Origin of the sequence: Cellulomonas sp. ES6, assembly GCF_030053835.1 — a bacterium.
Lineage (GTDB): Bacteria > Actinomycetota > Actinomycetes > Actinomycetales > Cellulomonadaceae > Cellulomonas.
Map to the genome: position 1 here is coordinate 3,408,694 of NZ_CP125655.1, position 25,464 is coordinate 3,434,157.

General features: G+C 76.0%; 22 protein-coding genes and 1 riboswitch. Of the genes, 15 read left to right on the forward strand and 7 right to left on the reverse strand.

Annotated features, from left to right (window positions below; translation table 11 throughout):
• The first annotated feature begins 156 nt into the window (after positions 1-156).
• From sucC to P9841_RS15930, 3 genes are all read left to right on the forward strand, one after another.
• Positions 157-1,341 (forward strand): ADP-forming succinate--CoA ligase subunit beta, encoded by a 1,185-nt coding sequence (sucC, locus tag P9841_RS15920; protein ID WP_283319569.1) that lies wholly within the window; start codon positions 157-159, stop codon positions 1,339-1,341.
• Positions 1,342-1,385: 44 nt separating this feature from the next.
• Positions 1,386-2,282: a succinate--CoA ligase subunit alpha gene (gene sucD / locus P9841_RS15925; protein ID WP_283319570.1), complete on the forward strand. Its 897-nt coding sequence runs from the start codon at positions 1,386-1,388 to the stop codon at positions 2,280-2,282.
• Positions 2,283-2,382: 100 nt separating this feature from the next.
• Positions 2,383-3,804, forward strand: coding sequence for a cell division protein PerM (locus P9841_RS15930; protein WP_283319571.1), 1,422 nt, complete (start codon positions 2,383-2,385; stop codon positions 3,802-3,804).
• Between the two features lie 40 nt (positions 3,805-3,844).
• Here P9841_RS15930 and P9841_RS15935 read toward each other — a convergent pair whose 3' ends face one another.
• Positions 3,845-4,324 carry a hypothetical protein gene (locus tag P9841_RS15935; protein ID WP_283319572.1) on the reverse strand — a complete coding sequence of 160 codons (480 nt, stop codon included), beginning with the start codon at positions 4,322-4,324 and terminating at the stop codon, positions 3,845-3,847.
• Between the two features lie 278 nt (positions 4,325-4,602).
• On the opposite strand from P9841_RS15935, the gene purN reads away from it, so the two are divergent.
• The 3 genes from purN to P9841_RS15950 all read left to right on the forward strand — a co-directional run bounded on the left by purN (position 4,603) and on the right by P9841_RS15950 (position 8,390).
• Positions 4,603-5,250: a phosphoribosylglycinamide formyltransferase gene (gene purN / locus P9841_RS15940; protein ID WP_283321983.1), complete on the forward strand. Its 648-nt coding sequence runs from the start codon at positions 4,603-4,605 to the stop codon at positions 5,248-5,250.
• Positions 5,251-5,253: 3 nt separating this feature from the next.
• Positions 5,254-5,342, forward strand: a riboswitch (ZMP/ZTP riboswitch).
• A gap of 50 nt (positions 5,343-5,392) precedes the next feature.
• Entirely contained in the window at positions 5,393-7,027 is a 1,635-nt protein-coding gene (gene purH, locus P9841_RS15945) for a bifunctional phosphoribosylaminoimidazolecarboxamide formyltransferase/IMP cyclohydrolase (protein WP_283319573.1), read from the forward strand.
• Between the two features lie 133 nt (positions 7,028-7,160).
• A complete protein-coding gene (locus P9841_RS15950) occupies positions 7,161-8,390 on the forward strand; it encodes an ROK family transcriptional regulator (RefSeq protein WP_283319574.1) in 1,230 nt (409 codons plus the stop codon).
• Here the strand turns inward: P9841_RS15950 and P9841_RS15955 are convergent.
• The 3 genes from P9841_RS15955 to P9841_RS15965 are packed head-to-tail and all read right to left on the reverse strand — an operon-like array spanning position 8,353 to position 9,994.
• Positions 8,353-9,351: an NAD(P)-dependent alcohol dehydrogenase gene (locus P9841_RS15955; protein WP_283319575.1), complete on the reverse strand. Its 999-nt coding sequence runs from the start codon at positions 9,349-9,351 to the stop codon at positions 8,353-8,355. The genes P9841_RS15950 and P9841_RS15955 overlap by 38 nt on opposite strands.
• The gene (locus P9841_RS15960) at positions 9,348-9,575 is read right to left on the reverse strand and encodes a helix-turn-helix transcriptional regulator (protein WP_283319576.1); all 228 of its coding nucleotides are present in this window, start codon (positions 9,573-9,575) and stop codon (positions 9,348-9,350) included. Before P9841_RS15960 ends, P9841_RS15955 begins: the two co-directional genes overlap by 4 nt.
• On the reverse strand, positions 9,569-9,994 hold the full coding sequence (locus tag P9841_RS15965) for a hypothetical protein (protein WP_283319577.1): 426 nt from the start codon (positions 9,992-9,994) through the stop codon (positions 9,569-9,571). Before P9841_RS15965 ends, P9841_RS15960 begins: the two co-directional genes overlap by 7 nt.
• A gap of 208 nt (positions 9,995-10,202) precedes the next feature.
• Between P9841_RS15965 and P9841_RS15970 the strand changes: the two genes are divergently transcribed.
• The 5 genes from P9841_RS15970 (at position 10,203) to P9841_RS15990 (ending at position 17,768) form a co-directional block, all read left to right on the forward strand.
• Positions 10,203-11,561 (forward strand): extracellular solute-binding protein, encoded by a 1,359-nt coding sequence (locus tag P9841_RS15970; RefSeq protein WP_283319578.1) that lies wholly within the window; start codon positions 10,203-10,205, stop codon positions 11,559-11,561.
• Positions 11,561-12,493, forward strand: coding sequence for a carbohydrate ABC transporter permease (locus P9841_RS15975; RefSeq protein WP_283319579.1), 933 nt, complete (start codon positions 11,561-11,563; stop codon positions 12,491-12,493). The genes P9841_RS15970 and P9841_RS15975 overlap by 1 nt, the downstream gene beginning before the upstream one ends.
• A complete protein-coding gene (locus P9841_RS15980; RefSeq protein ID WP_283319580.1) occupies positions 12,493-13,398 on the forward strand; it encodes a carbohydrate ABC transporter permease in 906 nt (301 codons plus the stop codon). The genes P9841_RS15975 and P9841_RS15980 overlap by 1 nt, the downstream gene beginning before the upstream one ends.
• A gap of 53 nt (positions 13,399-13,451) precedes the next feature.
• On the forward strand, positions 13,452-16,571 hold the full coding sequence (locus P9841_RS15985; protein WP_283319581.1) for an alpha-mannosidase: 3,120 nt from the start codon (positions 13,452-13,454) through the stop codon (positions 16,569-16,571).
• A gap of 150 nt (positions 16,572-16,721) precedes the next feature.
• The gene (locus P9841_RS15990; RefSeq protein WP_283319582.1) at positions 16,722-17,768 is read left to right on the forward strand and encodes a DsbA family protein; all 1,047 of its coding nucleotides are present in this window, start codon (positions 16,722-16,724) and stop codon (positions 17,766-17,768) included.
• Positions 17,769-17,816: 48 nt separating this feature from the next.
• Here P9841_RS15990 and P9841_RS15995 read toward each other — a convergent pair whose 3' ends face one another.
• Positions 17,817-19,142 (reverse strand): FAD-dependent oxidoreductase, encoded by a 1,326-nt coding sequence (locus P9841_RS15995; RefSeq protein ID WP_283319583.1) that lies wholly within the window; start codon positions 19,140-19,142, stop codon positions 17,817-17,819.
• Between the two features lie 98 nt (positions 19,143-19,240).
• Between P9841_RS15995 and P9841_RS16000 the strand changes: the two genes are divergently transcribed.
• Entirely contained in the window at positions 19,241-19,795 is a 555-nt protein-coding gene (locus P9841_RS16000) for a DUF3017 domain-containing protein (RefSeq protein WP_283319584.1), read from the forward strand.
• 98 nt (positions 19,796-19,893) lie between these two features.
• On the opposite strand, the gene P9841_RS16005 is transcribed toward P9841_RS16000, so the two are convergent.
• Positions 19,894-20,970: an aquaporin gene (locus P9841_RS16005; protein WP_283319585.1), complete on the reverse strand. Its 1,077-nt coding sequence runs from the start codon at positions 20,968-20,970 to the stop codon at positions 19,894-19,896.
• Between the two features lie 140 nt (positions 20,971-21,110).
• Between P9841_RS16005 and P9841_RS16010 the strand changes: the two genes are divergently transcribed.
• From P9841_RS16010 to P9841_RS16020, 3 genes are all read left to right on the forward strand, one after another.
• Positions 21,111-22,328: an NADP-dependent isocitrate dehydrogenase gene (locus P9841_RS16010; protein WP_283319586.1), complete on the forward strand. Its 1,218-nt coding sequence runs from the start codon at positions 21,111-21,113 to the stop codon at positions 22,326-22,328.
• Positions 22,329-22,567: 239 nt separating this feature from the next.
• Positions 22,568-23,686, forward strand: a complete 1,119-nt coding sequence (locus P9841_RS16015; protein ID WP_283319587.1) for an ROK family transcriptional regulator — start codon at positions 22,568-22,570, stop codon at positions 23,684-23,686.
• A gap of 49 nt (positions 23,687-23,735) precedes the next feature.
• Positions 23,736-24,509 (forward strand): ATP-binding cassette domain-containing protein, encoded by a 774-nt coding sequence (locus tag P9841_RS16020; RefSeq protein WP_283319588.1) that lies wholly within the window; start codon positions 23,736-23,738, stop codon positions 24,507-24,509.
• Positions 24,510-24,551: 42 nt separating this feature from the next.
• Here the strand turns inward: P9841_RS16020 and purU are convergent, their stop codons facing one another.
• Positions 24,552-25,406 (reverse strand): formyltetrahydrofolate deformylase, encoded by an 855-nt coding sequence (gene purU / locus P9841_RS16025; protein ID WP_283319589.1) that lies wholly within the window; start codon positions 25,404-25,406, stop codon positions 24,552-24,554.
• Between the last annotated feature and the right edge of the window lie 58 nt (positions 25,407-25,464).

Sequence of the window (25,464 nt, forward strand, 5' to 3'; positions counted from 1 at the left end):
CGCTGTCAACCCTGCTTGACGCCGACGTCCCCGGTCGTGCGACCCGGGTCACATATCTCGACGTAGAGATAAACCGCCGGGGCGGGGCTACCATCGTCCGCGGCAGAGCAGCCGGATCCCGCCACGGGACGCAGGGCGACGGAAGGACCGCAGCAGGTGGACCTGTTCGAGTACCAGGCACGTGACATGTTCGAGCGGCACGGGGTACCCGTCCTGGGAGGGATCGTCGCGACGACGCCCGCCGAGGCGCGGGCCGCGGCCGAGGCGCTGCTGGCCGCCGAGGGCGCCACGGGCGTGGTCGTCGTCAAGGCGCAGGTGAAGACCGGTGGCCGCGGGAAGGCCGGCGGCGTCAAGATCGCGCGCTCCGCGGACGAGGCCGAGGCGCGGGCCGCCGAGATCCTCGGCATGGACATCAAGGGCCACACCGTGCACCGCGTCATGGTCGCCGCGGGCGCGAGCATCGCGGAGGAGTACTACTTCTCCCTGCTGCTCGACCGCGCCGAGCGCCGGTACCTCGCCATGGCGAGCGTCGAGGGCGGCATGGAGATCGAGCAGCTCGCGGTCGAGCGCCCGGAGGCCCTCGCGCGGGTCCCGGTGGACCCGCGGACCGGCATCGACGCCGCGAAGGCCGACGAGATCGTCGCGGCCGCCGGCTTCGACGCCGCGGTGGCCCCGAAGGTCGCCGCGGTGCTGACGAGGCTCTGGGACGTCTACCGCGAGGAGGACGCGACGCTCGTCGAGGTGAACCCGCTCGTCCTGACCGAGGCCGGTGACGTGGTCGCGCTCGACGGCAAGGTCACGCTCGACGGCAACGCGGAGTTCCGGCACGAGGACCACGCCGCGCTCGAGGACGCCGCCGCCGCCGACCCGCTCGAGGCGAAGGCGAAGGCCAAGGACCTCAACTACGTGAAGCTCGACGGCGAGGTCGGCGTGATCGGCAACGGCGCCGGGCTGGTCATGAGCACGCTCGACGTCGTCGCGTACGCGGGCCGGGAGCACGGCGGCGTCAAGCCGGCGAACTTCCTCGACATCGGCGGCGGCGCGTCGGCGGAGGTCATGGCGGCCGGGCTCGACATCATCCTGTCCGACCCGCAGGTCAAGGCCGTGTTCGTCAACGTGTTCGGCGGCATCACCGCGTGCGACGCGGTCGCCAACGGCATCGTCGCGGCGCTGGGGATCCTGGGCGACCAGGCCACCAAGCCGCTGGTCGTGCGGCTCGACGGCAACAACGTGGTCGCGGGCCGGCGCATCCTGCGGGACGCGGCGCACCCGCTCGTCACGCTGGCCGAGACCATGGACGGGGGAGCGGCCGAGGCCGCCCGCCTGGCCGCGACCGCCTGACGACCGACCGCACGCAGCGACGCGAGAGACGAGAGAGCAACCCCATGGCGATCTTCCTGACCGCGGACTCCAAGGTCATCGTGCAGGGCATGACCGGGTCCGAAGGCAGCAAGCACACCACCCGCATGCTCGCCGCCGGCACGACCATCGTCGGCGGCGTGAACCCGCGCAAGGCCGGCACCAGCGTGGAGTACCCGCGCGGCGACGGCTCCGGCCTCACCGTGGCGATCCCGGTGTTCGGCACGGTGCGCGACGCCGTCGAGGCGACCCGGGCCGACGTGTCCGTGATCTTCGTGCCGCCGGCGTTCACCAAGGCGGCCGTGATCGAGGCCGTCGACGCGGGCGTGCCGCTGGTCGTGATCATCACCGAGGGCGTCCCGGTGGCCGACACCGCCGAGTTCTTCGCCTACGCGCAGGACAAGGGCGTGCGGCTGGTCGGCCCGAACTGCCCGGGTCTCATCAGCCCCGGGAAGTCGAACGTCGGCATCATCCCCGCGGACATCACGGGGCCCGGCCGCATCGGCCTGGTGTCGAAGTCCGGCACGCTGACCTACCAGATGATGTACGAGCTGCGGGACCTCGGGTTCTCCACCGCCGTCGGCATCGGCGGCGACCCGATCATCGGCACGACGCACATCGACGCCCTCGCGGCGTTCGAGGCCGACCCGGAGACCGACCTGGTCGTGCTCATCGGCGAGATCGGCGGCGACGCGGAGGAGCGGGCCGCGGCGTACATCGCCGAGCACGTCACGAAGCCGGTCGTCGCGTACGTCGCCGGCTTCACCGCGCCGGAGGGCAAGACGATGGGCCACGCCGGCGCCATCGTCTCGGGCTCGGCCGGCACGGCGCAGGCCAAGAAGGAGGCCCTCGAGGCCGCGGGCGTCAAGGTCGGGACCACCCCGACCGAGACCGCGGAGCTCGCCCGGGCGCTGCTGTCCTGACGCGCACGCCGCGCCGGCCGCCCCGGCGCGCCCCGGGTCATCCCGCGGCGCGCCGGGGCGGTTCGGCGTCCGGGGCCGTGCGGGCGGCGACCATGGGGCGGTGAGCAGCGCGCCCGGAACCCGTCCCCGCCCGCGACGCCGGGTGCTGGACGACTCGGCGCCGCCGCGGTTCTTCGTCAGCGACCTGGACGGCGCCCCGCGCTGGGTCGGCGGGTTGCTCGCCGGGCTGCAGGCGGCGCTGCTGTCGCTGCTCGTGGTGGTGCTGCCGTCGGTCGCGGCGTACGTGGCGACGTCCTCGGCGCCGGCCGCGTCCGGTGTGCCGTGGACGCACGCCGTGTCGGTCGCGACCGGGCTGTGGCTGCTCGCCCACGGCGTGCCGATGACGCTGGCGCCGGGCGTGACGCTGGTGCCGCTCGGCCTGACCGCGCTCGCCCTGTTCGGCTGCTACGCGTCCGCCCGCCGGTCCGGCTACGCCACGCGGTCGGCGCTGGGCGCGGGCGTGGCGGCGTACACGGGCGTCGTGCTCGTCGCCGGTCTCGCCACCGGCGTGCCCCTGCTGCACATCGGCGCCGGGGTGCTCGGCGCGATCGTGCTCTCCGCCGTCGGGCTGGGGACCGGGCTGCTGCGCCGGCCGGAGGCGCCGCGGCTGCGCGACGTGCTCGAGCCGGTCCGCACCCGGCTGCCCGAGCCCGTGGCGCACGGCGTCGCGGCCGGGACGACCGCCCTGGCCACGCTCGTGCTGGGCGCGACGCTGCTCGCCGCGCTCTGGGTGGTGACGGGCCGGACCGCGGTGGCCGAGGTCGTGCGCGGCCTCGACCTCGACCCCGTCGGCGGGGCCGTCCTCGCGCTGGGGGAGCTCGCCTACGTGCCGACGCTGGTGCTCTGGGCCCTGTCCTGGCTGGTCGGGCCGGGGTTCGCCGTCGGGACCGGGACGAGCTTCGGGATCGCCGAGGTGGACGCCGGTGCCCTGCCCGCCGTGCCGCTGCTCGGTGCCCTGCCCGCCCCCGACGTGACGGGCGGTGTGCTGCTCGCCGCGCCCGTGGTGACGGTGCTGGCCGGTGCCGTGACGGCCGTCGTGCTGCGTCGCCGCCTTGTCACGCAGCGCGCCCGGGACCCGTTCGTCGCCGGTGCGACGGCCGCCGCGACGGCGGGGCTCGGCGCGGTGCTGCTGGCGGCCCTCGCACGCGGGGGGATCGGGCCCGGCCGGATGGCCGACCTCGGCCCGGACCCGCTGCCGGTCGGGCTCGCCGTGGCCGCGGGGGTCGCGCTGGGCGCGCTGGTGGTGCTGCTGCCCGGGGACCGGCACGTGCGGGCGGCGGTGGCGTCCGCGCTCCGGCGCTCCCGCGACGCGGTCACCGGGCGGGGCGTGCGGCCGCCGGCCACGGACGGCACTGCCGCACGGGACGGCGCCGCGGCGACGGGCGCCGGTCCGGCGGGTGCAGCCGGGGCGGGTCCCGGCGCGGGCTCAACGGCGCGCGGTGCGGGCGGCACGCCCCGCGAGGACGGGGCCGGCGGGGCCTGACGCCCCCGTGTGCCGTCCGGCGGCTCCGGCGACGCGGCCGTCAGGGTCCGCCGGTGATCCCGCCGGTGAGGTCGTCGAGCGCGTCCTCGTACGCGCGGTCGCACGCGGCCTGCGCCGAGACGGTGAGCGCGCCCGACAGGCACTCCTGCCGGGCGGTCTCCGCCGGCCACAGGGCGAACGAGCCGAGCGTGCCCGCGCCGAGCAGGCCCGTGAGCGCCAGGCCCGCCACGAGCAGCGGCAGCAGGCCGCCGCGCATCCGCGCCACCGCGACCGCCCGCAGCGCCCGGATCCCGGTGACCACCGCGCCGGCCAGGAACGCCACGGTCGCGACGCGCCAGGGCAGCGGCAGCAGGCTGACCGCGACGCCCGCGAGCAGCCAGACGCCGAAGTGCCGCACCAGCCGGCCGACGCGCAGCACCGCCTCGGGGTCCGGTGGCGGCAGCGGCGGACGTGCCGCCCCGGTGCCCGTGCGGGCCGGCGGCAGCGCCGGCCGTGCCCCGGTCGCGGGGCCGGCGGGCATGCCTCCCGCCCCCGAGCCGGGAGACCTCGGCCACGAGACGGTCGGGGTCCGGCCGCGCGGCGCCGCGGTCGTCCGCCTCCCGTGCCTCGGGCGGCTCGCCGCCCTGCCCGGTGCGCGCCGGGGCGTCCTCCCGGGAGGGCGGGCGCTGCGGACCGGCCGGCGGCGGCGCGTAGGGGTTGCTCACCACGGCATTCTCCCGCACGGCCCGGCTAGGGTGTCGCCCCGTGACCCCCGTCCCCGCGCCCGCGAGCCCGTCCGGCCCCGTCCCCGGCCCCGCCGTGGGCCCCGCGGCGTCCCACCGGCCCGGCACCCGCGCGGCGGGACGCGTCGTGGTCCTGGTCTCCGGGGCCGGCACCAACCTCGCGGCCCTGCTCGCCGCGCACGGCACCCCCGGGTACCCCGCGCGGGTGGTCGGGGTGGTGGCCGACCGTGCGGGGGCCGGTGGCCTGGCGCTGGCCCGCGACGCCGGCGTGCCGACCGCGGTGGTGGCGCCGGGCGACTTCGAGGACCGCGGCGCCTGGGACCGGGCGCTCGCGGACGCGATCGGCGTGTTCCGGCCGGACCTCGTGGTGTCGGCGGGGTTCATGCGCATCCTCGGGGCCCCGGTGCTGGAGCGCTGGGAGAACCGGGTCGTGAACACCCACCCCGCCCTGCTGCCGTCGTTCCCGGGGGCGCACGCCGTCCGCGACGCGCTCGCGTTCGGGGCGAAGGTCACGGGCTGCACGCTGCACGTCGTGGACGCGGGCGTCGACACCGGACCGGTCGTGGCGCAGGTCGCGGTGCCGGTGCTGGACGGCGACGACGAGCCGACGCTGCACGAGCGGATCAAGGTCGCGGAGCGCGAGCTGCTGGTCACCTGGGTGGCCCGGGTCGTGGCCGAGGGGATGCGGGTGGAGGGCCGGTCGGTCACCGTCGGGCTCGGGTAGGCTCGTCCCGGCCGTGACTGGCGAGAGGTGGAATCGACCACCGGGGAGCGGCCGCAGTTCCCGCCGTCGCACCGTCCGCCTGGGTGCTCGGGTCCGACCACCGTGGCACCCGCCGTGGTGCCCGCCCGACCCGGAGGACCGCATGTCCCACGCCAGCCTGCCCCCCGTCGCGCCCGTCGCCGACCCGACCGCGGACGCCACCCGGCGCCCCGTCCGCCGCGCGCTGCTGTCCGTCTACGACAAGGCGGGCCTCGTCGAGCTCGCGACCGCCCTGCACGGGGCCGGCGTCGAGCTGGTGTCCACCGGCTCGACGGCGGCGACCGTGGCCGCGGCCGGCGTCCCGGTGACGCGCGTCGAGGACCTGACGGGGTTCCCGGAGTGCCTCGACGGGCGCGTGAAGACGCTGCACCCGCGGGTGCACGCGGGCATCCTGGCGGACACCCGCCGGCCGGAGCACCTGGCGCAGCTCGACGAGCTCGGCGTCGCCCCGTTCGAGCTGGTGGTCGTCAACCTGTACCCGTTCACGCAGACGGTGGCCTCCGGGGCGACGCCGGACGAGTGCGTCGAGCAGATCGACATCGGCGGCCCGTCGATGGTGCGCGCGGCGGCGAAGAACCACCCGAGCGTCGCGGTGGTCGTCGACCCGTCGGCCTACCCGGACGTCGTCGCGGCCGTCGGCGCCGGCGGCTTCACGCTGGCGGAGCGCACCCGGCTCGCGGCGCAGGCGTTCGTGCACACCGCGAGCTACGACGTGGCCGTGGCGTCCTGGATGGGGAACGTCGCGACGACGACGGACGAGGTCGACGGCGTCAGCACCGGGTTCCCCGCCTGGGTGGGGGCGACGTGGGAGCGCGCGGACGTGCTGCGGTACGGCGAGAACCCGCACCAGCGCGCCGCCGTCTACACCTCCGCGCAAGGCCCGGCCGGGCTCGCGCAGGCGACGCAGCTGCACGGCAAGGCCATGTCGTACAACAACTACGTGGACGCCGACGCCGCGTGGCGCGCGGCGCACGACCACGAGGGCCCGGCGGTCGCGATCATCAAGCACGCGAACCCGTGCGGCATCGCCGTCGGCACGGACATCGCGGACGCCCACGCCAAGGCGCACGCCTGCGACCCGGTCTCCGCGTACGGCGGGGTCATCGCCGCCAACGGCACGGTCACGCTCGCGGCGGCGCAGCAGATCGCCGAGGTGTTCACCGAGGTCGTCGTCGCGCCGGCGTACGAGCCGGAGGCGCTCGAGGTGCTGCAGCGCAAGAAGAACGTCCGCCTGCTGGTGGTCGAGGGCGCCCCGTCCGCCGTCGTCGAGATGCGCCCGGTGAGCGGCGGGCTGCTGGTGCAGCAGGTGGACCGCGTCGACGCCCCCGGCGACGACCCGGCGACGTGGACGCTCGCGGCCGGCGACGCGGCCGACGGGGCCACCCTGGCCGACCTCGCGTTCGCGTGGCGCGCGGTGCGTGCCGTGAAGTCGAACGCCATCCTGCTGGCGGCGGACGGCGCGTCGGTCGGCGTCGGGATGGGCCAGGTCAACCGGGTCGACTCCTGCCGGCTCGCGGTCGAGCGGGCGAACGCCGGCGGCGCCGAGCGGGCGCGCGGCGCGGTCGCGGCCTCGGACGCGTTCTTCCCGTTCGCGGACGGCCTGCAGGTGCTGCTCGACGCGGGGGTGCGCGCCGTCGTGCAGCCCGGCGGCTCGGTGCGGGACGAGGAGGTCGTCGCGGCGGCGCAGGCCGCGGGCGTGACGCTCTACCTGACCGGCACCCGGCACTTCGCGCACTGAGGTCGCCGCCGGCGGCACCGGCCGGGCCGGCCGACGGGACCACCGTCCGGCGGCCCGGCCCCCGCCGTCTGCCATGATGCAGCCGGACCGGCGACGCAGGGCCGCGGCGCGGGTCGGCGTGAGGGGAGGCGGCATGCGGCGCGGGACCAACCTGCCCCGGATGGGGGACTTCAACCAGACGGTGGTCCTCGACGTCGTCCGGCGCGCCGGCGGCGGCCTCGCGCGGGCCGACGTCGCACGGCGCACGGGGCTGTCGCCGCAGACCGTCACGAACGTCGCCCGGCGGCTGCTGGACCTCGGGCTCGTCGTGGAGGAGGGCGCCACCGCGCGCTCGGGGCCCGGCCGGCCGGGCACGCTGCTGCGGCTGAACCCGGTGAGCCGGTTCGCGGTGGGTGTCCACCTGGACCCGGCGACGATGACGTTCGTGCTGCTGGACCTGTCGGGCGCCGTGGTCGCGCGGCGGCAGCGCCCCACGCCGGTGCCGGAGGACCCGGGCGCCGTCGTGGACGGCCTGGTCGGGGAGATCGAGGGGCTGCTCGCATCCGCGGAGGTCGAGCGCGACCGCGTGCTCGGGGTGGGCATCGCCGCCCCGGGGCCGATCGACGTCGACGCCGGTGTGGTGCTGGACCCGCCGCACCTGCCCGGCTGGCACGACGTCCCGCTGCGGGACGCGGTCGCCGAGCGGACCGGCCTGCTGGCGGTGCTCGACAAGGACGTGACCGCGGCGGCGTGCGCCCACCTGTGGCACCCGCAGGAGCGGTCGTCGGACTTCGTGTTCTTCTACCTCGGCACCGGCGTCGCGGTGTCGACGGTGCTGCACGACGAGGTGGTGCGGGGGGTCTCGGGCAACGCGGGGGAGTCCGGGCACCTGGTCGCCGACCCGGACGGCGCCCCCTGCTGGTGCGGGCGCCGCGGCTGCCTGGGCGCGGTGCTGCGGGCGGAGGCGCTGGCGGAGCAGGGGCGCGCGGCGGGCGTCGCACTGCCCGGCTGGGGCGACGGGAGCGACCCGCGCGCGGTCGACGAGGCCGTCTCCGCGCTGTGCGCCGCGGCGGCGGCCGGCCACGCCGGGGCGCGGGACGTGCTGCGCCTGGCGGGACGCCGCGTCGGCATGGCGGCCGGCGTGCTGACGGACCTGCTGGACCTGCCGGCGATCCTGGTCGGCGGCCCGCTGTGGGACCGGATCGCCCCGTTCGCGGCGGACGCGCTCGCCGCGGAGGTCGCCGCGCACCCGGTCCCGGGCGGGCACCCGCTCACCGTGGCGTCGTCGGAGTTCGGGCCGCAGGTCGGGGCGGTCGGGGCCGGCTGCATCCTGCTGGGCCGGGCGTTCACCCCCCGGCCGACGGACCTGCTGCTGGTGAGCTGACGGCCAGCAGCACCTTGCCGCGGGCGGCGCCCGACGCGAGGTGGTCGACGGCCTCGGCCGCGCGCTCGAGCGGCAGCACGCGCTCCACGGCCGGCACCAGCGAGCCGTCGGCGAGCAGGTCGCGCAGCCGGGCCAGGGCGGCCGGGTCGTCGCGCGAGACGACGCCCACCAGGTGCTGGCGGACGAACGGCGACAGCAGCGCGGCCCGCAGCTGGCGGGTGGTGCCGCCGCCGAGGACGTCGCCGCCGCCCTCGGCCCCGACGAGGGCCAGCGCGCCGCGCGGTGCGAGCAGCCGGCGCAGGTCGCGCAGCGGGTCCAGCCCGCCGGTGACGACCACGCCGTCGTACCCCGTGCCCCACGCGGACCGGTCGGACCGGTCCACCACCGACTCCGGCCCCAGCGCACGGACCGTCGCGGCCTTGCCCGGTGAGGTCGCGGCCGTGACCCGGGCCCCCGCGAGGACCGCCAGCCGCACCGCGAGGGACCCCACGCCGCCGCCGGCCCCGAGCACGAGGACCCGCGAGCCCGCACCCACCCGCGCCGCCCGCAGGGCGTGCAGGGCCGTCGTCCCCGCGGTCGGCACCGCGGCGGCGTGCTCGGGACGGACCCCCTCCGGGATCCGGGCCAGGGCGCGCTCACGGGTCAGCGCCAGCTCCGCGAACGCGGCCGGCGCGGTGCCGAGCACGGCGTCGCCGGGCCGCAGCGACGCGACCTCGGGCCCGACCGCCCGGACGACGCCGGCGAGGTCGCGGCCCAGCCCGTGCTCGCGCGGGGCCCGCACGCCGAACACCAGCCGGGCCACCGACGGCAGCCCCGTCATGAGGTGCCAGTCCGCCATGTTCACGCCCGCGGTCCCCACCTCGACGAGCACCTGGTCGCGCACCGGCGCCGGCGGGTCGGCCCGCCGCACCACCCGCAGCACCGACGAGTCCCCGTACCGCTCCCGCACCACCGCCCTCATGCCCGGTCTCCCTCCGGCTCGTACGCGAACACCTGGTCGATCGGCCGCCCCAGGGCGCGGGCGATCTGGAACGCCAGCTCGAGCGAGGGCGAGTACCGCCCCTGCTCCACGGCGATGACGGTCTGGCGCGTGACGCCGAGGGTCGCCGCGAGCTGCGCCTGGGTGAGGCCCTGCTCCGTGCGCAGCGCGCGGACCCGGTTGGTCACGGACGTGGGCCTCACCACGGGCCGACCCCCCGCCGGAACGCCACGAGCCGCGCGGCGGCGGACAGCACCGCCGACAGCACGAACCCGAGGTACAGCGTGTTGGCGATCCAGAAGTGGTCCGCCTCCCGCAGCGCCAGCAGGAGGGCCCCGACGCCGCCGAGCACGAGGAACGCCTGGCCGACGTGCTCGCCGAGCCGCTCGATCTCCCGCTCCCGCTCGTCCCGGACCGCACGGTCGGGCGAGAGGGCGCCGAGCACGATCCCCGCGAGGATCCCTGCGGCCACCGCGGCCCCGACGGTGGCGAGCATCGGGCCGGCGTAGGCGACGTCCGTCAGGGCGCCGCCGTCCGCCCGCGTCAGCACCACGGCGAGGTAGGCGGCGTACCCGAGGACGGCGACGACGCCGTACGCCCAGGTGTTCTTCTCCTGGTAGGACATGGCCCCTCGCTCTCCGTGTGTCAAAGATGTTTGACATCGCGACCGTAGGGGCACCGTGGGCGCCGTGTCAAACATCTTTGACATCGCCCGGCGGCACGGGGGGTGCCGGGCGGGGGCGACCCCTTGACAGCAATTCATCCAGACGTTGTAGTTATCGGGGTCCTGGCAGCGCCGCCACGGACCGTGCCCGTGGAGCAAAGGAGCATCCATGCGTCTGCAGAAGCCCGTCCTCGCGTCCGGAGCCGTCCTCGCCCTCGGCCTCGTGGCCGCCTGCGGCAGCGGCGGGGGCGAGAGCGCCGGCGACGACACCACCATCACCGTCGCCTACCAGAAGACCGCGCAGTTCGTGCAGCTCGACGACGTCCTGAAGAAGGCCAAGGACGAGTACGAGGCCGCCCACGAGGGCATGACCGTCGAGCTGGTGGCCATCGAGGCCGAGCAGGACCAGTACTTCACCAAGCTCGCCCTCATGAACGGCTCCGCCGGCACGGCCCCCGACGTCATCTACGAGGACACGTTCCAGATCCGCTCGGACGCCGCGGCCGGGTACCTGCAGCCGATCGACGAGTACGTCGAGGCGTGGGAGGACTGGGACCAGTTCCCGGAGAACGCCCGCCAGGCCGGGCTCGGCGACGACGGCCAGGTGTACGGCGTCTCGATGGGCACCGACACCCGCGGCATCTTCTACAACAAGGACCTGTTCGAGCAGGCCGGCCTGCCGACCGACTGGCAGCCCGAGACCTGGGACGACGTGCTGGAGGCCGCGCGCACCGTCAAGGCCGAGCTGCCCGACGTGACGCCGCTGAACGTCTACGCCGGCAAGGCCGCGGGCGAGGCGACCACGATGCAGGGCTTCGAGATGCTGCTGTACGGCACGGACGACGAGCTGTACGACGCCGACTCCCAGAAGTGGGTCACCGGCTCGCAGGGCTTCGTCGACTCGCTCGGGTTCCTCCGGACCATCTACTCGGAGGGCCTCGCGCCGTCGCTCGACATCGCGCTCGACGCGTCGGTCGGCGCCCGCGTCGCCACCGAGCTGCTGCCGCAGGGCAAGCTCGCCATGGCCGTCGACGGCTCGTGGCTGCCCGGCGGCTGGATCACCGGCGACAACGCGTGGCCCGAGTGGGAGGACACGCTGGGCATGGCGGCGATGCCGACCCAGGACGGGCAGGACCCGGGCTTCACGTCGATGTCCGGCGGCTGGACGCTCGCCGTCGGCGCGCACGCTAACGACCCGCAGGCCGCGTTCGACTTCATCGCCACCGCCCTGAACCGCGAGAACTCGCTGAAGTACGACACCGAGAACTCCCAGATCGCCGTGCGCACCGACGTGGCGGAGGACCCGGAGTACCTCGACTACAACCCGTCGTTCGAGTTCTTCAGCTCGCTGGTCGAGTACACGCACTTCCGGCCCGCGACGCCCGACTACTCGCAGATCTCGTCCAACATCCAGGTCGCGGCCGAGTCGGTGGCGACCGGGCAGGCGACGCCGGAGGAGGCCGCCGCCGCGTACGACGAGGGGCTGGTGTCCATCGTCGGCGAGGACGCGACGCAGGCCGCCGGCTGATGACGGCCCTCACGCTCGACCGGGCGGCGGCGGACCGGGGGCCCGGCTCCCGGCCCCGCCGCCGCCCGGGGCGGACCGCGCTGCGGCTGCTGCCCCTGCTGCCGGCCGTCGCGCTCATGGCGGTGTTCCTCGCCGGACCGGTGCTGTGGTCGTTCTACGGCTCGCTCACCGACCAGGCGCTGACGGGGTACCGCGCGGCCAACCCCGAGTTCGTGGGGCTCGACAACTACGCGTCGCTGTTCGCGGACGGGGACTTCTGGAAGGCCGTCGTGCTGACCGTCGTGTTCGTCGGCGCCTCGGCGGTGGTCGGGCAGAACGTGCTCGGCATGGCGCTGGCGCTGCTGCTGCGGGCGGCGTCCCGGCCGCTGCGCGCGGTGGTGTCGGCGCTGGTCGTGGTCGCGTGGGTGCTGCCGGAGATCGTGGCGGCGTTCGCGCTCTACGCGTTCTTCTCCACCGACGGCACGCTCAACCAGGTGCTCGGGTGGGTCGGGCTGACCGGGCCGACGTGGCTCATCACGTTCCCGATGCTCGCCGTGATCCTCGCGAACATCTGGCGCGGCACGGCGTTCTCGATGATGGTCTACGGCGCCGCGCTGTCGGAGGTCCCGCCCGACGTCACGGAGGCCGCCGCGATCGACGGCGCCACCGGGCCGCAGCGGTTCTTCCGCATCACGCTGCCGATGATCCGGCGGTCGGTGTCGACGAACCTCATGCTCACCACGCTCCAGACGCTCGCGGTCTTCACGCTCATCTGGGTGATGACCGGCGGCGGGCCGGGCACGGACTCCTCGACGCTGCCGGTGCTGGCGTACCAGGAGGCGTTCAAGTTCGCGCAGGTCGGCTACGGCACGGCCATCGCGACCGTGACGCTGCTGGTCGGGGCCGTCTTCTCGATCGTGTACATCCGCGTGCTCAAGCCGGAGGTCGACTGATGGCCGCGCTCACCGCCCCGACCGCCCCCGTCGCGCCGTCCGGCCGGCCGCGCCGCCCCCGGCCGGTGCCGTCCGTCGCCGCGCCCCGCCGGCGCAGCGGCCGCGTGCTCGTGGCGGCGGCGCTGGTGCTGGTCGGCGTCGCGTTCCTGGTGCCGCTCGCGTGGATCCTGCTGGCGGCCCTCGACCCCGCGGCCACCGTCTCGGTGCGGGTGCCGGACTCCCTCACGACGGACAACGTCGCGCAGATCCTCACGTGGGAGGCGACGTTCCGGCCGCTGTGGAACTCGACGCTCATCTCCGGCGGGACGGCGGTGCTCACCGTCCTGGCGTCCGTGCTCGCGGCCTACCCGCTGTCGCGGTACCAGATGCGGTTCCGCAAGCCGTTCCTCTACGCCATCCTGTTCGGCACCTGCCTGCCGATCACCGCGATGATGGTCCCGGTCTACGCGCTGTTCGTGAACCTGGGGCTGCTCGACTCGGTGCCCGGCACGGTGTTCTTCCTCGCGGCGACCTCGCTGCCCATGGCCATCTGGATGACCAAGAACTTCATGGACTCCGTGCCGGTGTCCCTGGAGGAGGCCGCCTGGGTGGACGGCGCCGGGTCGATGACCGCCCTGCGGCGCATCGTCGTCCCGCTCATGCGGCCCGGCATCGCGGTGGTGTTCATCTTCGTGTTCACGCAGGCGTGGGGGAACTTCTTCGTCCCGTTCGTGCTGCTGTTCTCGCCGGACAACCAGCCGGCCGCGGTCGCGATCTACAGCTTCTTCGGCACGTACGGCACGGTCGCCTACGGCAGGCTCGCCGCGTTCTCGATCCTCTACTCCGTGCCGGTGCTCGTGCTGTACCTGCTGGTGCAGCGGTTCTCCGGCGGCTCGTTCGCCATGTCCGGCGCCGTCAAGGGCTGACCGGCCCCGCCCCGTCGTCCCCGTCCACCCGCACCCCACCGGAAGGTCCAGCCATGCCCGTCGACGCCGCCGCCACCGTCCTGCAGCGCGTGCAGCGGTTCCTGCACGAGCGCCTCACCCCGGCCCTGGTCGCCGGCCGGGCGCCGCTCACCGTCACCGCCTGGACCGCGCCGGGGGAGCCCGTGCCGTTCGCGGAGGCCGTCGCGCAGGAGTACGTGGCCGCGCCGCCGGGGACGGCGTGGGGGGCGCCGTGGAGCACGACGTGGTTCCGGATGACCGGCGCGGTGCCGGAGGGCTGGCTCGCGTCCGAGGCCGTGCGGGCGGGGCGGCACACCGTCGAGCTCGCCATCGACCTGGGGTTCACGACGACGCAGCCCGGGTTCCAGGCGGAGGGCCTCGTGCTGCGGCCCGACGGCGTCGCGGTCAAGGGCCTGTCGCCCCGCAACCAGGCGGTGCCGTGGGCCGAGCCGCGCGTGGACGTCTACGTCGAGGCCGCGGGGAACCCGGACGTCGGCAGCAGCACCTGGTACGGCCCCACCCCGCTCGGCGACCCGCTCACCGCCGGCACCGACCCGCTGTACGCGCTGCGGTCCGCCGAGGTCGTGCTGCGCGACGTCGAGGTGTGGGAGCTGTGGCAGGACCTGCTGGTGGTGCAGGGCCTGGTGGAGACCGGCGACCGCGGCTCCACCCGCTGGGCGCGCGCGCTGCGGGCCCTGGACCTCGTCGTCGACGCGGTGGACCCGCACGACGTCGCGGGGACGGCGACCGCCGGCCGGGCGGTGCTGCGGCCCGTGCTCGACGTGCCCGCGGCGCCCGGCGGGCACCGCGTGCTCGCGACCGGCCACGCGCACATCGACTCCGCGTGGCTGTGGCCGGCCCGGGAGACCGTGCGCAAGTGCTCCCGGACGTTCGCCAGCGTGGTGGCGCTCATGGACGAGCGGCCGGACTTCGTGTTCGCCTGCTCGTCCGCGCAGCAGTACGCGTGGGTCGCCGAGCGGCACCCCGAGCTGTTCGAGCGGATCCGCGCGAAGGTCGCCGCGGGGCAGTTCGTCCCCGTCGGCGGGATGTGGGTGGAGTCGGACACGAACATGCCCGGCGGCGAGGCGCTCGCCCGGCAGATGGTCGAGGGCAAGCGGTACTTCCTCGAGGAGCTCGGCGTCGAGACGCAGGACGTCTGGCTGCCCGACTCCTTCGGCTACACCGGCGCGCTGCCGCAGATCGTCCGCGCCGCGGGGTCGCGGTGGTTCCTGTCGCAGAAGCTGTCCTGGAACGACACGAACCGGATGCCGCACCACACGTTCACGTGGGAGGGCATCGACGGCTCCCGGGTGCTCGCGCACTTCCCGCCGGTCGACACCTACAACTCCGACCTGTCCCCGCGCGAGCTCGTGCACGCCGAGCGGAACTTCGCGGACAAGGACGTGGCGTCCGAGTCGCTGGTCCCGTTCGGCTGGGGCGACGGCGGCGGCGGCCCGACGCGGGAGATGCTCGCCGCCGCCGACCGGGCGCGGTCCCTCGGAGGACTGCCCGAGGTCGAGCTGGGCTCGCCGAACACGTTCTTCGAGCGCGCCGAGGCGGAGCTCGCCGCCGCCGGCCCGGGCACGCCCGCGGTCTGGTCCGGCGAGATGTACCTGGAGTACCACCGCGGCACCTACACGTCGCAGGCGCGGACCAAGCGCGGCAACCGGCGCAGCGAGCACCTGCTGCGCGAGGCCGAGCTGTGGGCGGCGACGGCCACCGTGCGGACCGGGGCTCACTACCCGGCCGACGAGCTGCGCGCGCTGTGGCGGGTGGTCCTGCTGCACCAGTTCCACGACATCCTGCCCGGCTCGTCGATCGGCTGGGTGTACCGGCAGGCGGAGGAGGCGTACGCCGACGTCGAGCGGCGGGCGGAAGCCGTGATCGGGGCGGCGCTCGCGGTGCTCGTCGGCGACGGCGACGCGACCGTCCGGCTCAACGCGGCACCGCACGCGCGCGACGGGGTGCCCGCGCTCGGCGGCGCGGTGGCCGCCGACGGTGGGGCCGGCGGCGCGGCGGGGCCGGGCGGTGCGGCGGACGCGGTCGACGGGCCCGGGGCCGACGGGCCGGGCACCGTGCAGGTGCTGCGCAGCGACGACGGCACGCTGCGGGTGCGGACCGACGTGCTGGACGTCCGGCTGACCGCGGGCGGCCAGCTCGCCTCGGTGCGGGACCTCGTGGCCGACCGGGAGGTCGTCGCGCCGGGCACCGTGGCCAACCTGCTGCAGCTGCACCGGGACGTGCCCCGGCAGTGGGACGCGTGGGACATCGACGCCGAGTACCGCCGGACCGTGCAGGACCTGGTCGACGCCGACGCGGTCGAGGTGGTGGCCGAGAAGCCCGACCGCGCGGTGGTCCGCACCTCCCGGCGGGTCGGCGACTCCACGGTCGTGCAGGAGCTGACCTTCCGCCCGGGCACGCGTGCCGTCGAGATCGACACGGAGGTCGACTGGCACGAGCGGCAGCGGCTCCTCAAGCTGGCGTTCCCGCTGGACGTGCACGCCGACCGCTCGGCCGCCGAGACGCAGTTCGGCCACGTCGTGCGGCCGACGCACACGAACACCTCGTGGGACGCGGCGCGCTACGAGATCTGCGCGCACCGCTGGGTGCACGTCGGCGAGCCCGGCTACGGCGTCTCGGTGGCGAACGACGCCACCTACGGCCACGACGTCACGCGGTCCCCGCTGCCCGGCGGTGGCACCGCGACGGTGGTGCGCCAGTCGCTGCTGCGGGCTCCGCTGTTCCCCGACCCGGAGGCCGACCAGGGCGCGCACCGGTTCCGCACGGTGCTGCACGTCGGCGCGGGCATCCCCGAGGCGGTGGTGGACGGCTACCGGACGAACCTGCCGGTCCGCGAGGTCCGGGGCGCGGCGGCCGTCGACCCCCTGGTCGCCGTGTCGGGTGCGGGCGTCGTCGTGGAGGCCGTGAAGCTGGCGGACGACGGGTCCGGCGACGTCGTGGTGCGGCTGTACGAGGCGCACGGCGCGCGCGGGCGGGCGGTGGTGACGCCGGGGTTCGCCGCGTCCGGCGTGCGCGAGGTGGACCTGCTGGAGCGGGAGGTGGAGCCGCGTGCCCTGGCCGGGGCGGGCGGCGCGACCGCGACCCTCGAGGTGCGCCCGTTCCAGCTGGTGACGCTGCGGTTCGCGCGCGGGTGAGGCGGGCGCGAGGTCGCGGACCCGGGTACCTGCGAGTCCACAGGCAGCTCGCAGACCCGCCCCAGGTCGCGGCCAGGTGACCGCGGGAGCCTCGGTCCGGTGACGGCGCGCCCGTCACCGGACCGTCGCCCCCGCCGGAGGAAGCCACCGATGACCGCGCGCCCCGCCGACCAGCAGAAGCTGCCCAAGAAGGAGCGCAAGGCGCTCGCCCGCGAGCTCGCCCGGCTCCAGCGGGAGCGGGAGGCCCGGCGCCGGCGCCGGAACCGGCGGCTCGGCTGGGCGGGGGCGGGGACCGGGGCGGTCGCCGCGGGCGTCGTCGCCGTGCTGCTCGTCCAGGCGTCGGTGCGCGCCGGGCAGGTCGGCCCGCTCGGCATGCTGTCCGACGGCGTCGTGCTGTCCGGCGACGGCTCCACCGTCTCCGTCGTGCCGACCGACGCGATCCCCGCCGGCAGCGCCCCCGTGGCCACCGCGGTCGACCGCACGTCCGGCGTGCTCGACCTCGTCCTGTACGTCGACTACCGCTCGCCGGAGGCCGCGGCGCTCTGGCAGGCGGACGGGTCGGAGATCGCGCAGTGGGTGACCGCGGGGAACGCCACGCTGGAGGTGCACCCGCTGGCGCTGCTCGACGGCACCACGGTGGCCGCGCCGTCGGCCTCGACGACCGCGTCCCCGGAGCCGTCCGCGTCGGCCACCACCACCCCCGCCACCGTCACCACCGGCGACTACTCTCTGCGCGCCGCCGGGGCGCTCGCGTGCGTCGCGGACGGGCAGCCCGACGCGGTGCTGGCGGTGCACGAGGCGCTGCTGGCCGCCCAGCCGGGGCTCGACGCGGACGGGCTGGACGACGACGAGCTCGTCGCGCTCGTGCAGGACGCCGGCGCGCGGGACGACGCGGTGGCGGACTGCGTGCGCTCGGGCGGCTTCACGGACTGGGCGCGCGAGGCGACCGACCGGGCGGCGGACTCCGTCCCGTTCGACGTCGGCAGCGTGACGACCAGCCCGGTGCTGCTGGTGGGCGGGCGCGCCTACACGGGCGCCCTCGACGACCCGGCGGCGCTGAGCACGTTCGTCACGGAGGTGGCGGGTCAGCTCGCGGCCGCGGCCGCGGCCCAGGCGAGCGCGTCGCCGAGCGCGTCCCCGACCCCGACCCCGAGCGCGTCGCCGAGCGCGTCGCCGTCGGCCGAGCCCGCCGACTGACCGGACGTGCGGGCCCGCCCCCGCCGGGCGCACCCCGGCCGGTCGACGTCAGCCCGCGAGCGCCCGGGCGAGCGGCACGGCGGGGTCGGCGGCCCGCGCGCGGTCGAGCACCGGCAGCGCGGCGCCCGAGAACAGCCGGCGCGCCCCGCCGACGTCGCGCGGCCGGTCGACGCAGAACACGGCCGTGAGCCGGTCCGTCCCGGGCTCGAACCACAGCGCGGACCAGCCGTCGGCCGCCGCGGGGTCGCCGCGCAGCAGCACCTCGTCGGCCGCCCCGGGCACGCCGTGCAGCGCCAGCTCGTGCCCGAGCTGCGTCGAGAACACGTACGGCGCGACGTCCGGCTCGGCGGGCTCCCGGCCGAGCAGCCCGGCCACCGCGACCGCCGGTCCGCGCAGGGCCGCGTCCCAGTGCCCGCCCGGCACCCAGCCGTGCCGGGCGGAGCGCCGCGTCGCCGCGTCGCCGACCACCCGGACGCGCGCCCGGACCCCGAGCGGGGCGTACAGCTCGTCGACCCGCACCGCCCCGTCCGGGCCGGTGGGGAGCACCCCGGCGAGCCAGGCCGTCGCGGGCCGCGCACCGACCGCCACGAGCACCGCGTCCGCGGGGAGCACGGTGCCGTCGGCGAGCGTCACGGCGTCGGCGGCCACGGCCGCGACCGGCACCCCGGCGAGCAGCCGCACGCCCGCGGCCGCGTACCAGGGCACCGTCAGCCCGCCGACCCGCGGACCGAGCACGGCGCCGAGCGGCTCCGGGCGGGCCTCGACGACGGTCACGTCCGCCCCGGCCGCCGCGGCGACCGTCGCCACCTCCGCGCCGACCCACCCGGCGCCGACCACGACGAGCCGGCGCCCGGCGGGGACGCCGTACGGGCCGGTCGGCGCGGCGGACGACGACGCCGGCGCGCCGACCCCGAGCGCCGCCCGCAGGCGTCCGGCGTCCGCGGCGGTGTGCAGGGTGTGCGCCGCGTCCCAGCCGGGCGGCCGCACCGCCGCCGCGCCGGTCGCGACGACGACGGCGTCGCCGGTCACGTCGTCGTCCGCGGTCCGCACGACCACCTGCGGCCCCGTCAGGTCCAGGCCGGTCGCCGGTGTGCCGAGCCGCACCTCGTCGGCGAGCTCCAGGGCGTCCGCGCCGAGCTCGTCCGCGAGCCACGCGGGCGCCGGCCGGTCCAGCAGGTGCTTCGACAGCGGAGGACGGTCGTACGGCGCCACGGGCTCCGCCCCCAGCACGGTCACCCGCCCGGTGAAGCCCTGCGCCCGCAGCTCCAGCACGGTCCGCGCACCGGCCAGGCCCGCCCCGACGACGACGACCGACCCGGGCGGCGCGTCCGGCTCCCCGTGCGGCGGGACGGCGGGACGGTCGGAGGCGGGCACGTCGTCACCGTAGCCGGGGGCTGCGCCGGTGCGCCGTACCGCCCGGGTACGCTCGGGATCCGGCGCGCCCCCGGAGCGCGCACCGGAGGGAGCACCAGGTGAGCGGCGAGACCCGCGGCGACGGCGGGACCGGGCCGGATGAGCCGGCGGGGCGGCCGCTCGACGGCGCGGGTGTGGGCGGGCCGGACGGCTCCGGCACCGACGCCCCCGGCGGGGAGCCGACCGAGCGCACGGCGGCGACGTGGCCCGCCCTCGACGGGGCGCCGCCGGGGTCCGAGCCGGCCGACGTCCCGGGCGCCGCACCCCGCGCCGCGGCCCCGCTTGCGGGCACCGAGCGGTTCGACGCCGACGGTCGTCCCCTCGACCCGCGCGCGATCGCCCGGGCCTCGCTGGACGCCGACCGCAACTGGTCGCTGTGGGTCATCTCGCTCGCGGTGGTGCTGGTCGTCTCGCTCGCCGTCGCGGCCGGCACCCCGGTCGGCGCGCTGGTGCTGGCCGCGTTCCTGGCGTGCTGCGCGGTCGTGCGCGGCGTGGTGCGCGGCGGCCCGGCGGCCCTGGTCGTGCGCAGCCGGGCGACCGACGTGACGGTGCTGGCCGGCCTCGCCGTGTCCATCGCCGTGCTGTCGCAGGTGGTGCCCGTCCCGGCGCCCTGACGCACCGGGACGCACGAACCCCGGGGCGCGCGACGCCCGGGACGCAGGAGGGGCGGCGACCCGACCGGGTCGCCGCCCCTCCTGCGTCGTGCCGCGGGTCAGCGCAGCGGCTCGACCTCGACGGCCTCGATCTCGAGCTCCTCGTCCAGCAGCTCGTCGTCCTCGGGCGCCGCGGCGAACGCGCGGTACAGCACGCCCGCGACGAGCGCGCCGACGAGCGGGCCGACCCAGAACACCCACACCTGGCCCCACGCCCACGACTCGGCGAAGATCGCCGCCGCGGTGGCGCGGGCCGGGTTGAGGGCGGCGTTGGTGACCGGCAGCGCGACGAGCGTCGCGAAGCCGACCGTGAGGCCGATGGCGACGCCCGCCTGGCCGCGGGACGAGCGCCGGCCGGTCGCGGCGAGGTACACACCCACGAGGACCGCGACGAGCACGGCCTCGATGAGCAGGGCCGCGACCACGCTGAAGCCCTCGGTGCTGCTGGTCTGCAGCGCGAGCGGGGAGTGGGCGTCGAAGCCGTTCGCGGCGCCGCCGAAGAACTCGCGCTCACGGCTGTCGAGCAGCGGGAACGACGAGGCGACGACGAACAGCACGGCCGCGGCCAGCGCACCGCCGACGACCTGCGCGACCCAGTACGGCAGCACGTGCGACCACGGCGTGCGGCCGGCGACCGCCGAGCCGAGCGTGACCGCCGGGTTGAAGTGCCCGCCGGAGACGTGCGCGACGGCGACGAACGCCGCGATCACGCCGAAGCCGTACGCGAGCGCCACGGCCAGCGTCTGCCCGGTGAACTGCGCGAACAGCCCGGCGCCGATCACCGCGAGCAGCACGACGAACGAGCCGAACAGCTCCGCGCCGAGCCGCGCGGCCAGCGAGGGGCCGGTGAGCGTCGCGGCCACGGCCTCGATCTCCACGTCGTCCTCGATGTCGGACGTGGCCGTGCCGTAGCCGCTCGCCGCGCCGTAGCCCACGGGCACGGCGGCCGGGGCGGGCGCCGCGGCGGGGGAGGGGGCGGCGGTCGGCTCTCCTGCGGCCGGGGCGGCCGGGGCGGGCGTCGCCGGGGTCGCGGCGGCGGAGGTGTCGGTCGACGGCGCTGCGGTCCCGTCCTGCGGCCGGCCGGTTGCCTCGGGGGCGTCCGGGACCTCGGCGGGGTTGTCCTTCGACATGGTCATCCGTTTCGTCCGGGTGCGGGGTGGGTGCGGATGCGGTGCGTGGCGCGCACCGGGCACATCCGTCCAGCATGCCAGCGTTCCCTGTGCGGCGCCGGGCCCCTGCGCCGCGAAGTCTCTCGACGTCAAGTAATCTGGCGCCCATGGCGAAGATCAAGGTGGTTGGACCGGTCGTCGAGCTCGACGGTGACGAGATGACGCGGATCATCTGGCAGTTCATCAAGGACCGCCTGATCCATCCGTACCTCGACGTCGACCTGCGCTACTACGACCTGTCGATCGAGAACCGCGACGCGACGGACGACCAGGTCACGATCGACGCGGCGCACGCGATCAAGGAGCACGGCGTCGGCGTGAAGTGCGCGACCATCACGCCCGACGAGGCGCGCGTCGAGGAGTTCGGCCTCAAGAAGATGTGGCGCTCCCCGAACGGCACGATCCGCAACATCCTCGGCGGCGTGGTGTTCCGCGAGCCGATCATCATCAGCAACATCCCGCGCCTGGTCCCGGGCTGGAACAAGCCCATCATCATCGGCCGCCACGCCCACGGCGACCAGTACAAGGCCACCGACTTCCGCGTGCAGGGCGCCGGCACGCTGACCCTCACGTTCACCCCGGCGGACGGCTCCGAGCCCATCCAGCAGGAGGTCGTGACGTACCCCGAGGGCGGGGGCGTCGCGATGGCGATGTACAACTTCGACGAGTCGATCCGCGACTTCGCGCGCGCCTCGTTCGCGTACGGCCTGCAGCGGCAGTACCCGGTGTACCTGTCGACCAAGAACACGATCCTCAAGGCCTACGACGGCCGGTTCAAGGACCTGTTCCAGGAGGTGTTCGACGCCGAGTTCGCGGCCGCCTTCGCCGAGGCCGGCCTGACGTACGAGCACCGCCTCATCGACGACATGGTCGCCTCCGCCATGAAGTGGGAGGGCGGCTACGTCTGGGCGTGCAAGAACTACGACGGTGACGTGCAGTCCGACACCGTCGCGCAGGGCTTCGGCTCGCTCGGCCTCATGACGTCGGTGCTCATGACCCCCGACGGCCGGACCGTCGAGGCGGAGGCCGCGCACGGCACCGTCACCCGGCACTACCGCCAGCACCAGGCGGGCAAGCCGACGTCGACCAACCCGATCGCGTCGATCTTCGCCTGGACCGGCGGCCTCAAGCACCGCGGGACGCTGGACGGCACCCCCGAGGTCACGCAGTTCGCGGAGACCCTCGAGGACGTCGTGGTCAAGACGGTCGAGAGCGGCAAGATGACCAAGGACCTCGCGCTGCTCGTCGGTCCCGAGCAGGCGTGGCTGACCACCGAGGAGTTCCTCGCGGCGCTCGACGAGAACCTCGCCGCCCGCCTCGGCTGACCCCGCACCGACGCCCGCCGACCCGCTGCCCGCCACGACGGGCCGGGCGGCGGGCGTCGTCGTCAGCGCCCGGGCGCCGCGGCGAGCAGGGTCTGGCGTCACGTCGTGAAGGCACCCCGGGCGGGCCCGACGCGCGTCACGGCGCGGGTCGTGGCGGCTGTATCCTCGACGCCGTGGGCACTGATCGGGTGACCCCGGGCTCGCAGTCTTCACTCCGTGAAGCCAACCGCGCCCGGATCGTGAGTGCCGTCCAGCAGCGTGGCTCGCTCACGCAGGTCGAGCTGGCCGGTGTCACGGGGCTGTCGCCGGCCACGGTGTCGAACATCGTCAAGGAGCTCACCGGCGCGGGCGTCCTGCACACCACGCCCACCTCCCGCAGCGGCCGCCGCGCCCAGCAGGTCACCCTCGCGCGCAACCTCGGCCTCGTCGGCGGCGTCCACTTCGGCGCCCGGTCCCTGCGCGTCACGGTCGCGGACGTCGCGCACCGCATCGTCGCGGACCAGCGGATGCCCCTGCCCCCGGACCACCGGGCGGACGCGGGCCTGGAGCGGGCGTCGCTGCTGCTGACCGAGCTCGTCGACTCCGTCGAGGCCACGATGTCGGAGGTCCTCGCGGTCGGCGTCGGCGTGCCCGCCCCGGTCGACCCCGTCTCCGGGCGCATCGTCTCCGTCGGCGTGCTGCGCGGCTGGGACGGCGTCTCGGTGACCGAGGTGCTGGAGCGCCGCCTCGGGGTGCCCGTGCAGGTCGACAACGACTCGAACCTCGGCGCGCTCGCGGAGCTGCGGCTCGGGGCCGCCCGCGGCAAGCGGCACGTGCTGTACCTGCGCCTGTCGCACGGCGTCGGCAGCGGCCTCGTCCTGGACGGCCGTGTCTACCACGGCCGGTCGGGCGCGGCGGGGGAGTTCGGGCACATCACGATCGACGACAACGGCCCGATCTGCCGCTGCGGCAACCGCGGCTGCCTGGAGACGTTCATCGGCGCGCCCGCGCTGCTCTCGATGCTCGAGGCCAGCCACGGGCACCTCACGCTGCCGGACGTGATCTCCCGCGCGCAGGACGGGGACCCGGGCTGCCGGCGCGTCATCTCGGACGCGGGCCGGGCGCTCGCCGTCGCGGCGGCCAACACCTGCAACCTGTTCGACCCCGAGCTCGTCGTGGTCGGCGGGCGGCTCGCCGAGGCGGGGCCGATCCTGCTCGACACGTTCCGCAGCGTGCTCGCCCAGCGCACGCTGCCGAGCACCGCGGGGCCCGTCGAGGTGGTCGTCTCCGAGCTCGGCACCGCGGCGGAGGTGCGCGGGGCCCTGGCCCTGGCGCTCGACCACGCCGGTATTGCCCGCTCGGTGGCAGTGGCAGGATGACCCGGTGCAGCACGGCGCAGGGGAGCGACGCAGCGGAGGAGGACGTCCGATGACGACGACACCCGTCCTGTCGGTGCGGGGCGTGTCCCGCAACTACGGTGCCGTGCGCGCGCTCGTCGACGTCGACCTCGACATCCACGCGCACGAGGTGGTCGCCATCGTCGGCGACATCGGGGCCGGCAAGTCCACCCTCGCGCGCGTCATGTCGGGCGCCCTGGCCCCGGACGCCGGCCACATCGAGGTCGACGGCACGCCGGTCGCGATCCCGTCGACGCGCGAGGCCCGCGAGCTCGGCATCGCGACCGTGTTCCAGGACCTCGCGCTCTGCGAGAACCTCGACGTCGTCCAGAACCTGTTCCTCGGGCAGGAGCTCCGCCGCGGCGGGATGCTCGACGAGCGGCAGATGGAGCGGCGCGCGTGGGAGGTGCTGAGCCAGCTCGCGGCCCGGGTGCCGTCCGTGCGGGCTCCCGTCCGCGCGCTGTCCGGCGGGCAGCGGCAGGCCGTCGCGGTCGCCCGGGCCCTGGTCGGCAACCCGCGCGTCGTCGTGCTGGACGAGCCGCTGGCGTCGCTCGGCATCTCGCAGACCGCCGAGGTGCTCAACATGGTCGAGCGGCTGCGGGAGAGCGGCCTCGGGGTCGTCATGATCAGCCACTCGATGGTCGACGTGCAGGCCGTCGCGGACCGGATCGTCGTGCTGCGGCTCGGGCGGATCAACGGCGACTTCGACGCGCAGCACGCGTCCTACGAGGACCTCATCGCGGCGATCACCGGCATCACGCCGACCGGCCGGACGGCCCGGCCCCACCGCCCCGCCGCGATCTGACCGCGGCGGTCCGACCCCGGCCGGCCGCGTCGGCGCGGGCCGTCAGCGGAAGACGATCGTGCGGTGCCCGTCCAGCAGCACCCGGTGCTCCGCGTGCCACCGCACCGCGCGCGCCAGCGCCCGGCGCTCCACGTCCTGGCCGAGCGCGACCAGGTCCGCGACGGCGCGGGTGTGGTCCACGCGCTCGACGTCCTGCTCGATGATCGGACCCTCGTCGAGGTCGCCCGTCACGTAGTGCGCGGTCGCGCCGATGAGCTTCACGCCGCGGTCGTGCGCCTGCGCGTACGGGCGGGCGCCCTTGAACGACGGCAGGAACGAGTGGTGGATGTTGATGACCCGCCCGGCCAGCGCCCGGCACAGGTCGTCGGACAGGATCTGCATGTAGCGGGCGAGCACCACCAGCTCGACGTCGAGCTCGTCCACCAGGCGCAGCAGCTCCGCCTCCGCCGCGGCCTTCGTGTCCTTCGTGACCGGCACGTGGTGGAACGGGATGTCGTAGAACGCCGCGAGGTCCGCCAGCGCCGTGTGGTTCGACACGAGGCCGACGATGTCGACCGGCAGCCCCTCGGACCGCTGCCGGAACGCCAGGTCGTTCACGCAGTGCGCGGCCGTCGACCCGAGCAGCAGGGTGCGGATGCGGCGTCCCGCGACGTCGAGCGACCAGTCCATGGAGAACCGCGGCGCGAGGGCGCCGAGCGCGGACTCCAGCTCCTCGCGGGTACGGGCCGCGGCGACCTCCACCCGCATGAAGAACAGCCCCGAGAGCGGGTCGCCGAACTGCTGCGACTCGGTGATGTTCCCCCCGTGCTCCGCGAGCAGCCCCGCGACCGCGGCGACGATGCCCGGCTGGTCGGGGCAGGACAGCGACAGCACCCAGGAGGTCGTGGTGGTGGACACGAGGGGAGGGTACCCGCGGCCCGGCGCGCGGGGCGGCGGCGCCCGGGATGCGGCCGTT

What these genes read in the sequence shown, in the direction of transcription:
- sucD (WP_283319570.1), top strand. Translation starts at nt 1,386, where the DNA reads ATGGCGATCTTCCTGACCGCGGACTCCAAGGTCATCGTGCAGGGCATG.
- P9841_RS15935 (WP_283319572.1), bottom strand. Translation starts at nt 4,324, where the DNA reads ATGCCCGCCGGCCCCGCGACCGGGGCACGGCCGGCGCTGCCGCCGGCC.
- purH (WP_283319573.1), top strand. Translation starts at nt 5,393, where the DNA reads ATGTCCCACGCCAGCCTGCCCCCCGTCGCGCCCGTCGCCGACCCGACC.
- P9841_RS15950 (WP_283319574.1), top strand. Translation starts at nt 7,161, where the DNA reads ATGCGGCGCGGGACCAACCTGCCCCGGATGGGGGACTTCAACCAGACG.
- P9841_RS15955 (WP_283319575.1), bottom strand. Translation starts at nt 9,351, where the DNA reads ATGAGGGCGGTGGTGCGGGAGCGGTACGGGGACTCGTCGGTGCTGCGG.
- P9841_RS15965 (WP_283319577.1), bottom strand. Translation starts at nt 9,994, where the DNA reads ATGTCCTACCAGGAGAAGAACACCTGGGCGTACGGCGTCGTCGCCGTC.
- P9841_RS15970 (WP_283319578.1), top strand. Translation starts at nt 10,203, where the DNA reads ATGCGTCTGCAGAAGCCCGTCCTCGCGTCCGGAGCCGTCCTCGCCCTC.
- P9841_RS15975 (WP_283319579.1), top strand. Translation starts at nt 11,561, where the DNA reads ATGACGGCCCTCACGCTCGACCGGGCGGCGGCGGACCGGGGGCCCGGC.
- P9841_RS15980 (WP_283319580.1), top strand. Translation starts at nt 12,493, where the DNA reads ATGGCCGCGCTCACCGCCCCGACCGCCCCCGTCGCGCCGTCCGGCCGG.
- P9841_RS15985 (WP_283319581.1), top strand. Translation starts at nt 13,452, where the DNA reads ATGCCCGTCGACGCCGCCGCCACCGTCCTGCAGCGCGTGCAGCGGTTC.
- P9841_RS15990 (WP_283319582.1), top strand. Translation starts at nt 16,722, where the DNA reads ATGACCGCGCGCCCCGCCGACCAGCAGAAGCTGCCCAAGAAGGAGCGC.
- P9841_RS16005 (WP_283319585.1), bottom strand. Translation starts at nt 20,970, where the DNA reads ATGACCATGTCGAAGGACAACCCCGCCGAGGTCCCGGACGCCCCCGAG.
- P9841_RS16010 (WP_283319586.1), top strand. Translation starts at nt 21,111, where the DNA reads ATGGCGAAGATCAAGGTGGTTGGACCGGTCGTCGAGCTCGACGGTGAC.
- P9841_RS16020 (WP_283319588.1), top strand. Translation starts at nt 23,736, where the DNA reads ATGACGACGACACCCGTCCTGTCGGTGCGGGGCGTGTCCCGCAACTAC.